The sequence below is a fragment of the Desulfobulbaceae bacterium genome, assembly GCA_015231515.1.
GTDB lineage: Bacteria > Desulfobacterota > Desulfobulbia > Desulfobulbales > VMSU01 > JADGBM01.
Genome location: JADGBM010000099.1, coordinates 1 through 10783, shown reverse-complemented (window position 1 = coordinate 10783; position 10783 = coordinate 1). Strand labels below are relative to the sequence as shown.

Sequence of the window (10783 nt, the reverse complement as noted above, 5' to 3'; positions counted from 1 at the left end):
GCGCCGGGGTTTATAGTTGGAGACATCGATAATCGTTATTTCATCGGGTTCCAGATGCTCTTTGGATTCAGCTTTCTCTGCCTTCAACCGGCCACCGCGCATCCGGTTTGAATACCAGCCGTAATAACGCACTAACTGAAAGTTCTTATCTGGAATATGTTGGGTGATTGAGGCAATAAACTCATCAGCGGTGTAAATAGAAAAGTTTTTCTTGCCGCCTTTGATCTTGCGGTGGGTCATCTTTGACTTGTAAACCACCATGCCGGAACTGCTGGTATAGGTTATTTTCCCTGCCGAGAATGGACTTCTCAGGATATACCGAAGTCTCGCTTTGCTCGCTTATCTGCGCCACCGCAGTCTGGCCCTTATAATCGTTGCGGGCGATGCGTACGCCGTTGTCCACGGAAAATCCCGAAGTATGCCGCCATTTCAGGATCATAGCGATGAATTGATCATCAATCAGGCCCTCCTTTTTCAACATCTTCAGAACTTCCGCCCTGAACAGTTAGAGCAACAGCAGCGTGTAGGATGTCAGGCTTTTTTTCATGGTAAAGCGTCTCCTTGTGGAGTTATGATCGAAAGTGGTGTTTGAGGGAGTCGTAAGATAAAAAATGACGTATCCTGTCGGAATAGTTCGCCAAAACTTAATTCCAACAAAAAAAGGATACGTCATGAGTGAGAATAAAGTCATTGCTCTTAAAAAGCCAGGAGAGATTTGCGGAGATCCATTAACAGAGTTGCTGCGGAGCGGAGCCCGGCAATTGATTTCTGATGCTGTTGAAGTTGAGCTCCAGGAACTCCTCAGTCAGTATGCTACATTTAGGAATGACCAGGGATGCCGGCAGGTAGTCCGCAATGGCTATTTGCCGGAACGGGAGATTCAGACAGGAATTGGCCCAGTTACGATACGAGTTCCTAAAGTAAGAGACAAGAGTGGCCAAGGAATCAAATACAACTCTTCTCTTTTGCCACCCTACCTGAGGAAGACAAAAAGCGTTGAGGATTTATTGCCCTGGTTGTATCTCAAGGGCATTTCCACCGGAGATTTCCAAGAAGCATTACAAGCCCTTCTGGGGAGTGAAGCAAAAGGATTGTCGGCCTCGACAATCAGTCGCTGCAAGCAAATCTGGGAGGAAGAACACGAGACCTGGAGTCGGCGGAGCCTGGACAGGAAACGGTATGTCTATATCTGGGCAGACGGCGTGTATTTCAACATCCGGAGTGATGATGCCAGACAGTGCATCCTTGTTATCATTGGAGTCACGGAGCAAGGGCAAAAAGAGTTTATTGCCATTGAGGATGGTTACCGGGAGTCCGAACAAAGCTGGTCTGAATTACTGCTACGCATGAAAGCGCAAGGGCTCAGGCATCCGCCTGAGCTGACAGTCGGAGATGGCGCTCTGGGTTTCTGGAAAGCGCTAAGGAAGGTATTCCCGGAAACAGCACATCAACGTTGCTGGGTTCATAAAACAGCCAATGTGCTCAACAAGCTGCCGAAGGTGATCCAGCCCAAGGTTAAGCAGGCGTTGCATGAGATCTGGATGGCCCCGACAAAAAAAGATGCCTACAATGCCCTTGATATTGCCGTTGCAACGTACTCATCCAAATATCCAAAGGCCATGGAGTGTCTGACAAAAGATAAAGATGAAATGCTGGCATTTTATAATTTCCCGGCACCACATTGAGTCAACATTTGCCACGGTGAGACTAAGGACCGCAAAGACAAGGGGATGTGTCGCCAGACATACGATCCTGGCCATGGTCTATAAACTCGGACAAAGCTCTCAGAAAAGATGGCGTTGGCTGCGAGGATTCAAGCTGTTAGCAGAGGTGATACGAGGTGTTCAATTCAAGGATGGAGAACGAATTGATCCTTTACAAGAAGGCGAACTGAACAGGGCTGTCATTTGATAACAATTTTCTCAAACACCAGATTTGACTATAACTCCTCCTTGTGCCGGGGGGGAGCTTAACGGTAAGCCCTGGTGTGAAAGGGCCGGTAGCAATGGATGCGCCTGGGGCCGAATTGCCGGTCACCAGATGGCTTGCCAAGAAAAAAGACGGCTGTCAGGGCCTGGTATCTGTATGGCCGGTATTTTGGTAGAGTAAGTTTACCATTTTCAGGAGGATACGTCGCTGAACGAGGCCTTTTTTTGACGCGGAGCTGAAAAAAAGGCCGCTGTTGTGGCGGGAGAGCGCTCACCACGACAACGCTGATATCAGCGCCCTGAGTTCAGATGATCTCAGGCCTTTAACTGGCAGATAGCGGGCAGTGTGCCGTTTTTCTGAGCGGTCTCGTAAACATGCTCGGCAAAGCCGGCGCCGGCCTCGCCGAAGATATTATAAGCGGCCTGGGCCCCGGCTTCCAGCAGTTCCTGGCGCTGGTCGTCGTACATGGCAATGGCGGCAATCCCCCCCTTGAATTCCGCCTTTTTGAGCTGTTCCAGGGCGAACATGTTGGACCGGTGTTTGGGCATGGCCAGCAGGATCAGCTCCAGTTCCTTGAAACCGCCGCGCATCTTCAGCATCTCCCAGAAATCCGGGTCAGCGGCATCACCAAGTACCACATCGCGGCCCCTTGCCTGGTGGGTTGCCACCGATTCTTCGTTGAAGTCGATTCCAACCACCTTGGTGCCGCAGCGTTTGTACATCAGATCGTAGGCGCCGGCGCCGATGCGGCCCATACCAAGGATGGCGACATTGGCATGCAGGGGATGGAGCAGGTCATCCTGATGGCTACCGCTTTTTTCAAAACCGGCGAGGAAATTGTGGAAGCGCTGGTAGAGGGCGGTGCCTTTGCTGTTCAAGGGCGAGGCCAGAATAAAGGTCAAGGAGAGGGAGAGGGCAAAGATGGTGAGCCATTCTTTGCCAAGCCAACCATTGGCCACGGCCACGGCGCCGACGATGAGTCCGAATTCGCTGTAATTGGCCAGGCTGAAGGAGGCCAGCAGGGAGGAGCGGGCCCGCAGGCGAAATTTGCAGAGCAGCAGGAAAAAGAGCATCACCTTAAGGGGGATCAGCAGGCTGAGAAAGCTGGCGATCAGCAGGGTTTGCCAGGTGGGTACACCACTCAGGCCGATACTGAGAAAGAAGCCCACCAGAAAAATCTCTTTGAAGCCCAGCAGGCTCTTGGCCAGTTCCTTGGATTTGGGGTGTCCGGATACCAGGATGCCGATGAGCAGGGCGCCAAGGTCGGATTTCATGGCCACGGCGTCGAAGCTTGCCGCCCCCACCACCAAGGCCAGGAAAAAGCCGTAGAGGATGGTGAGCTCGCCATGCTCGCAGCGGTCCATGATATGGAAGAGCACGGGCTTGATGAGAAAAAGGGCGGCGACAACCGCCAGGGCCCAGGGCGAGGGAATTTTACCGGTGGAGGCAGTGAGGAAGACAACGGCCAATACGTCCTGCATGATGAGGATGCCCACAGCCACCCTGCCGTGGATGGATGACATCTCGCCGCGGCTTTCCAGAATCTTGACGGCAAAGACGGTGCTGGAAAAACTGAGGGCAAAGGAGATCAGCAGGATGCTGGTGAGATCCAGGTCGGTGAACAGGCTGATACCGCTGTAAAGGGCGGCAAAGAGCAGGCCGCTGAAAAAAACAATGGTGGCCAGCATATGAATGGTGGCGCCGGCCCAGACCTCGGGCTTGAGCAGGGTGTCGAGCTTGAGTTTGAGGCCGATGGTAAAGAGCAGCAGGGTGACACCCAGATCCGCCACAAGTTGCAGGGTGGTGCCGCCGCTGACCCCCAGGGCGTTGAGGACAAAACCGGCGGCTAGAAAGCCCACCAGGGGGGGGAGGCCGATCTGCCGAATGATAAATCCGCAAAAAAAAGCGATGGTTATCCAGAGTGGATCCATGGACGACTGCTCCTTGAAGAAAAGTTGGTGTTTAAGGTGATGCTTATGTTTTTATTACTGTTTCACACCCTTGCCGTCAAGGTGATTTGGAGGCGCTTGTGGGGACACAGGGGAGGGGGGCGGCAGGCGCTGTGGCTTATTCGGCAAAGGTCAGTCTGTTGAAGCCGCCTTTTTCATACCAGGGACGAGTGGCTGTGAAGCCGCTGATCTCGACGATATATGCCTCGATAACCAGATAGGTTCTGGTGCCCTTGCGGGTGCAGACGGTCATGGCCTTGCCGTGTTCCCCAAGGGAGGTGTGGAGATGTATCTTTGGTTCATCATGCTCATCCCAATAGATGGAGCCTGTCCCCAGTAATTCACGGGGGGAGTCAACCCTGTGCCAGATCGGTTCCGGCGCCATGGTGGGCGCTTTGGGGCCGATGACCACATCTGCCTCTGCCAGGCCGCGCAGCCTTTCTGATCTTCATCTCGTCCAGACCCGGGAAAAGGGCAAGGGCGTTGTCCAGGGCCGGCGAAGGCCAGGTGTCCCCCAGGGGCTCATCGTTATGAAAGGCATCCTCCACCCCGGTCAGGACATCAGTGATGATGTCGTCACGCAGCCGTTCAAGCTGGTGAAATTCAACATTCTGTTTAAGTTTTGAGCCCTTTTTGTGGGTCAGAACAGCTTAAATGCAGCGGTGGAGCTGCCATGATAATGGCAATTAATACAAGCTACCATGTTGCCGCTACTGGTGCCACCGATGTGACAAGCGCTACAGGCATAACGCTGCACCTGACCGCTATTCCGCTGCGCTACATAGCGGCAGGTGAGCTTGGTCGTTCTTCCAAACATGTTTACCCTGAACAGTTAAGATGTGTCATTCAGGTCTTGCCGATTCTGGTGCCCCGAATAGTCAACAAGTTCCATGACCAGATTAACACCGTGTCGAATTATGATTGCATTCATTATCTATCAGATTTGAGACCCAACCGACCGATAGACAGTTTCTCTTGCTTCCTCAGGTAAGGACAGGAATTGATCAATTTCTTCAATCATCTCAGTTTTATCTTCCATCATCCTGCCTGTCACATTGATATAGTTGTTGGAATGATCACAGGTGATGAATGAAGAAATATCATGGAGTTTTTCCAAAAGTCTTTTCAGCTCCATAACCGTACCTTCAGGTGATTGAGACAGGAATTCACCTGAACGAATTTTCTCCCATAATGGACATCCCGGCTCATTACTTTTGCTGTCGCCGCCATAAAGCCAGAGTCGGCGCAACCTAACAAACTCCGGATTGACCGTATTTATAAGTTCGGCAGTATCGTCAATGTGTTTCTTCCACCACTCACTCCCACCAATACCCAAAAGGACGTAGTAGGAAACCTCTACACCTGCATCTTTTAACCACAAACCAGTCTCACGAATAATTCGCGGTGTCTGACCTTTACGATGAAAACGAAGTACTTGAGGATTGCCTGATTCCAAACCGATATGAACCCGGTTAAGTCCTGCTTCCGCAAGTCGATGGATCCCCTCCCGCCCAATCTTCCAAAGAGTCAATGCCCGGCTATAGCAGGTTAGAGTGGTAATATTCGGAAAAACTTGTCGGATATAGCGAGCGATGCTACTAAATGCATCAACTCCGATCTCCAATGGATCTGCATCACCGCAGAAAGCTGTCTCGGCTCTCGGGTGGAGATCACGGAGCAGGTCTATGTCCTTTTTTATATCCTCAACACTGCGAATAGAAAAATCATTTTGTCCGAGATGAGGATAAATTCCACAGAAAAGGCAATGGTTCCAGTTGCATCCTCGGGTAACGCGGACTAAGAGGCTTTTCCACTCACTGGGTGGACGGATAATGAGTTGCTCTGGTTTGGTGCGTTGTGGTTTAGAGATCAACGAACTTATGTCCCCGGTGTCTTTGAGTGTATACAAGAATATATCAGTTCACTGCATCAGCAAGCTTCGAACCGGCCTTAAACTTTGCTACTGTCTTCGCTTTGATCTTTAACGCTTTACCTGTTTGGGGATTTCGTCCAGTTCGGGCAGCGCGTTTTGACACAGAGAAAGTGCCGAAACCAACGAGCGTTACACTCTCACCTTTTTTGAGCGAGTCGGTAACTGCAGCCATCATTCCGTTGAGTGCCTTTTCTGCCGCTGCTTTACTAATTTCTGCTGATTCTGCGATTGCTGCTGTGAGTTCTGCTTTATTCATTGATGTGGTTCTCCTGTTGGGTTGATTGAAATTTTTCCTATGCAAAAAGATTACTTAACCAGATAGTTCAAGTCAAACTGAAATAATGGTAGGCATTGGCAGACTATCTTGGGAAAAAGAAAGAAATTCAGTAGATGGCTTGATTTGATGCTGGGAAAAACCCTTTCCGAGGGTTTTTGGGGGGTTGATTTTGTTTCTCAGGAGACATCTTGACTTTCGCCTCAGTTAATGTCGATAGATAGCATATTGACTTTCTTTACCTGTTCAAGTGGCAAGATCTTTGAAATATCTTGACCACTGAAAGTGTTGGAATTGACAAAACTATCATGGAACTTGTTGACTATTCGGGGCACCAGAATCGGCAAGACCTGAATGACACATCCTAACTGTTCAGGGTAAACATGTTTGGAAGAACGGCTGAGTTCAGCCGCAACGGGTATGTAGCAGCTTTTGTGTTAATGTTTGAGCGACAGCGAGTAACACAAAAGCTGCGTAGTGCCCGTTGTCGGTCTGCAACGGGGTTTGAAGTCTAATGGAACGAAAACTCACGCTAAGGGTTAAATTAATCCGTCTCAGTTATTCAACTCATCATTATTCCTGAATCTATCTTTCAAATCTGACAATTACAGTTAGTATCCCACCTCTTTTTGGTGTCGAATCGTCAGCAGGGTAACGAAATCGCCGCCGTCGTAGCGATACAACGCGATATAGCCGCTGTCGCCAAAGTCGATCAGCAATTCTCTATGTCCCGGCTCTAAGTTGTCGGCAGGACGTCCGATCTGTGGCTGCTGCCCAAGTGCTTGCACCGCTTTCTTTATAGCGGCAGCGGCACGCTTTGCCACATCTGGGCTTTTCGGGCGTAAGAACTCGCGCAACCTTTCCAGGTCGCGTAACGCTCGCGGCGCAAATCTCACTTGTGGCATATGGGCGCAGCCTTTTCGTTTTCTTCGCCCCACGTATTAAGCCACGTGGAAACTTCATCCCCGGTCACATGCAAGCCGGTTTTCTGGTATTCCTCCCACGCATTAATGGCATCTTGTCGGAAGGATTCGCACTTTTCCTCGCGCTCAAGGTATTGCTGGATAGCCTCGCGCATCACCCAATGTGCTGTACGGCGGTGTGTTTCGGCTAAATGTTCGATTCGGGCGCGTGTTTCTTGATCCAATTTCACAGATACGGTTTTAGCAGCAGTAGCAGGCATAAAGTTTTCTCCATACGGTAACAATAAGTGTTGTTTGGTAACACCAATTATAGCAACTCATCCTTGGTGTGTCAATTTATTGTAGTATTTTATAAACGGTTGACCGTCCAATTTTCATTTGGCGAGCAATATCTGTTGCGCCGAAACCTTGTTTTCGCAAAGCAAAAACCTTGTCTCGGTCTACCGTCAGCTTCCTACCAAACTTTACTCCTTTGGCCTTCGCTTCAATGCGTCCCTCGTTTGTCCTTTCTAAAATTCGTTGTCGTTCTGCCTGAGCTACTGCGGAGAGGATAGTAACCACCATTTTGCCCATCGTACCTTCAGTGCTGATGCTATCGTCCAAAAAGCGGATAGCAACTCCCATTTCATCAAATTCCTTTATCAGGTTGATCATATCAGCAGTATCGCGACCAAGACGATCCAGCTTTTTCACCAGGATAACATCGCCTGTCTCAACTTTGACTCGCAGCAATCGAAGACCATCCCGGTCGACATGACTACCCGTAACCTTGTCCGTAAAGATGCGGTTACCTTTTACCCCTTCCGCTTTAAGGGCTTTGACCTGTATATCGAGTGACTGCTGGCTCGTTGACACTCGAGCATATCCAAAGAGTCTCATGATTCGAAAAGTGTCTCCAAAATCGGTTATTAGAAAGACTGTCCACTAACTCGGTAAAAACGATTTTATAGACAATATATTATAGTTCTTTTATACTGTCTACGAATTTATAACATAGTAGACGATAACAACTTTGCTGTTTGCGCGTTTTTTACATTGGAGGGTGCAATGCCAGTAGATTTTTTGACCGCTGAACATAAAGCGGGGTACAGACAATATGCTGTGCTGGTGAACCAAACGAAGTGCAGCTGGCTCGCTACTTTCTCCTTGATGATACTGACCTTGCCGCTATCTCCAATCGACGCGGGAATCAGAATAGACTTGGTTTTGCGTTGCAATTAACTTCTGTCCGGTTTTTGGGCACTTTTATTTCAGATGTCACGCTAGTACCTGAAAACGTACAGATGTTTGTCGCGCGGCAATTATCAGTTAAAAATGTTTCGGTGTTGGAGAGCTACGCCAAACGCGACAATACCAAGTGGGAACACGCCCTATTGATACGGGAACAGTACGGATACCACGAATTTAGTAATCCTCCTTGGCCATTCCGTTTAAGTCGATTGCTTTTCTCTCGAGCTTGGGCCAGCAACGAAAGACCAACCTTGATGTTCGACTTTGCTACAGCCTGACTGATCCAGCAAAAAGTGTTGTTGCCCGGTGTCACAACGCTTACAAGATTGATCTCCGAAATCCGTGAGAGAGTCGCAAAACGTTTGTGGATACGATTATCATCTTTACCAACGGACGAACAGAAGGCCAAGCTGGAAACTCTTCTGCATGTTCCAGATGGTGAACGAATTTCTCTCTTTGATCGTTATCGAAGAGGTCCTGTAACCATCAGTAGTACAGCCTTTAACGAAGCAATAGAGCGTTACAAGGATTTGGAGCGTAATAGGGGACAGACCCCAATTTAAAATAAACGTGGTCTGTCCCCTAATTCGTCCCTATACATCAATTTTCTATCGTCAAATCTCCCAACATAAAACATGAAGGTAAGCCAAGTTGTCATTGCTCAACTCTACAACATCGCCCAGGTTAACGTAACTCCATGTTGGTTTAGTATTAGCCTCTTTTGAGGCGTGACCAACAAATTTATCAAGAAAACTATTTATAGCCCCTACTTCATTTTTGGGTGAGTGAATAGCCACAACAAAAAGGCATATTACATCGTGATGTGGAATACTTTTTAATTTTCTAATATCTTTCAAAAATAAATCCTTTTCAGGATTTTTGAAATTTAGGCGCGCTTCATTTCCTTCCCACAATAGTTTTACTTCAATATAAATTCCTTTCTCATCTCTCCACGATTCTGCATAAATATCGCACTTGTTGTCACCTCCCCCCACATATTCAGCCTCATAAAAAACATCAACCCCCGAAGATTCTAAATGCTGGCCTATGGCAGCAACTACATTTGCCTCATTAAAGCCGTCAAACTTTGTTTGATTATTTTCTTTCATACCCCAATAACCAGCAGCTTTACGGAGAAGTATATTTGAGACTCGTACGGGAAGATCTGCCCAATCTATTTCCATTAAACTTCTGGGATATTTTTTTTCTTCACTCAGTGTCATATTCAAACTCCTTTTTGATTTTTATCGCAGGTATCGATTCCCCATATTCTTGATTTTATTCTCAAGCTCCTCAACCAACCAATCTGGTTCCAATAGCTTCGCTTTTTCCCCCCAAGATAAAATCCAGCCAATCACCTCAGGCTCAGAAGAAACCATACAAGTTAATTGCATTCTATTATGATCAAGCCAAGTGATTTCTTGATTTGGGCTCCATGTTCGTTCTGAGACATAAGCGGCAGCAAAATCTGAGAATTCAATTGTAACTTCGAACGACTCTTCCTCTTTTATAATTCCAAAGGTTTGATTGAGAAATTCCTCAAAATTATAATTCTCTGGAGAGCTAAACTCTTCCTCAGTCAGTTGAACATCTTTCATTCGGTGTACAACAAACAAACGGCTACTGTCAATTAATGGGATATCTTCCTTATCATTTTTAGTCTTTCGCCCATGGAGATAAATCGTGTCGTTGTGGGAGAACAATTTGAGCGGGGCGACAGAATAAGATTTCTCATTTTTGCTAAGTATCGGCTGGTAGATAATTTTACATATTTTTCTCTCATCCAGCGCTCTAGCTATGGTTCTGAGAAGTTTTCCGAAAGGTGTATAGTCAACACTACCAGGATGATAGGAAGCGAATTGTTTATTGGATAATGCTTTTTGCCCCGACAACAAACTGCTTTTTTCAATTGCATTTGATGTTTCTTCAAACAGGTCCGTTCCCAACAAATGCTCTGTGAAATGTTTACACATTTGGAGCGACCAAATCTCACCGGACGTAAGAGGAAGTAATGGTTTAGATCCCTTTAGTTGTTTCAGCTTATAATATTTTCGTCGGTCTTCTGTCGTTTCCTCAATCTCAACACCATAGGACATCTGTATATCGCTTATAAGACGCATAACTGTCTGTTTTGAACAATCAAGCAACTTAGCCAATTCGATGAGTGAATACTTCTCTTGAGAGAAAAGTAATTTCGCAAACAAACTTATTAGTTTTTGCCCGTAACTTCGATATGGGTCTTTCTTCTCAGGCATTTTTCTCCAAGAAATAAATTCACGTTCCGCGATATGGAATATAGATAGGTTATCATAAAAGCTAAAAAATATACAAATAGAGAAAACGTTAAAGGACTTTAAGGAAAGAGAGTTCTCAAAATAGAGGGGAATTCAATGGATTCAGTAAAAATAACCCGAGAGGGTCAGGATCAAATAATTTTGGCTATCCAACGTTTGCAAGAACTCCTTAAAGATGTTGAGACGTTATACCTACAAAAGGAGTTTGAATATGACACTGAGTGAAGAAAAAAAATATCCCAGAAGTTTAA

Annotated in this window: 12 protein-coding genes and 2 pseudogenes; 4 read left to right on the top strand and 10 right to left on the bottom strand. The window is 47.2% G+C overall.

Annotated features, from left to right (window positions below; translation table 11 throughout):
• On the bottom strand, positions 1 to 315 hold a 315-nt coding region (locus tag HQK80_12950; GenBank protein MBF0223111.1), incomplete at its 3' end, for a transposase.
• Between the two features lie 356 nt (positions 316 to 671).
• Here HQK80_12950 and HQK80_12945 point away from each other — a divergent pair.
• Positions 672 to 1911: pseudogene (locus HQK80_12945) on the top strand (IS256 family transposase).
• Between the two features lie 332 nt (positions 1912 to 2243).
• Here the strand turns inward: HQK80_12945 and HQK80_12940 are convergent.
• Both HQK80_12940 and HQK80_12935 read right to left on the bottom strand, forming a co-directional pair.
• Entirely contained in the window at positions 2244 to 3860 is a 1617-nt protein-coding gene (locus HQK80_12940; protein MBF0223110.1) for a cation:proton antiporter, read from the bottom strand.
• A 136-nt stretch (positions 3861 to 3996) separates the two neighbouring features.
• The gene (locus HQK80_12935) at positions 3997 to 4290 is read right to left on the bottom strand and encodes a hypothetical protein (GenBank protein ID MBF0223109.1); all 294 of its coding nucleotides are present in this window, start codon (positions 4288 to 4290) and stop codon (positions 3997 to 3999) included.
• Here HQK80_12935 and HQK80_12930 point away from each other — a divergent pair.
• Positions 4283 to 4504, top strand: coding sequence for a hypothetical protein (locus tag HQK80_12930; GenBank protein ID MBF0223108.1), 222 nt, complete (start codon positions 4283 to 4285; stop codon positions 4502 to 4504). The genes HQK80_12935 and HQK80_12930 overlap by 8 nt on opposite strands.
• A gap of 53 nt (positions 4505 to 4557) precedes the next feature.
• Positions 4558 to 4869, top strand: coding sequence for a hypothetical protein (locus HQK80_12925; protein MBF0223107.1), 312 nt, complete (start codon positions 4558 to 4560; stop codon positions 4867 to 4869).
• Here HQK80_12925 and HQK80_12920 read toward each other — a convergent pair.
• The 5 genes from HQK80_12920 to HQK80_12900 form a co-directional block, all read right to left on the bottom strand.
• On the bottom strand, positions 4816 to 5787 hold the full coding sequence (locus HQK80_12920; protein ID MBF0223106.1) for a radical SAM protein: 972 nt from the start codon (positions 5785 to 5787) through the stop codon (positions 4816 to 4818). The genes HQK80_12925 and HQK80_12920 overlap by 54 nt on opposite strands.
• Positions 5788 to 5794: 7 nt before the next feature.
• A complete protein-coding gene (locus HQK80_12915) occupies positions 5795 to 6067 on the bottom strand; it encodes an HU family DNA-binding protein (GenBank protein MBF0223105.1) in 273 nt (90 codons plus the stop codon).
• A gap of 629 nt (positions 6068 to 6696) precedes the next feature.
• Complete coding sequence (locus HQK80_12910) at positions 6697 to 6990, bottom strand: type II toxin-antitoxin system RelE/ParE family toxin (protein MBF0223104.1); 294 nt, start codon at positions 6988 to 6990, stop codon at positions 6697 to 6699.
• Positions 6978 to 7268, bottom strand: a complete 291-nt coding sequence (locus tag HQK80_12905) for a CopG family ribbon-helix-helix protein (protein ID MBF0223103.1) — start codon at positions 7266 to 7268, stop codon at positions 6978 to 6980. Before HQK80_12905 ends, HQK80_12910 begins: the two co-directional genes overlap by 13 nt.
• A 76-nt stretch (positions 7269 to 7344) precedes the next feature.
• On the bottom strand, positions 7345 to 7887 hold the full coding sequence (locus HQK80_12900; GenBank protein MBF0223102.1) for a recombinase family protein: 543 nt from the start codon (positions 7885 to 7887) through the stop codon (positions 7345 to 7347).
• Between the two features lie 168 nt (positions 7888 to 8055).
• On the opposite strand from HQK80_12900, the pseudogene HQK80_12895 reads away from it, so the two are divergent.
• Positions 8056 to 8765: pseudogene (locus HQK80_12895) on the top strand (DUF4158 domain-containing protein).
• Between the two features lie 87 nt (positions 8766 to 8852).
• Here HQK80_12895 and HQK80_12890 read toward each other — a convergent pair.
• Together HQK80_12890 and HQK80_12885 are read right to left on the bottom strand one after the other, a co-directional pair.
• A complete protein-coding gene (locus HQK80_12890) occupies positions 8853 to 9461 on the bottom strand; it encodes a hypothetical protein (protein ID MBF0223101.1) in 609 nt (202 codons plus the stop codon).
• Between the two features lie 21 nt (positions 9462 to 9482).
• Entirely contained in the window at positions 9483 to 10493 is a 1011-nt protein-coding gene (locus HQK80_12885; GenBank protein MBF0223100.1) for a WYL domain-containing protein, read from the bottom strand.
• Positions 10494 to 10783: the final 290 nt, after the last annotated feature.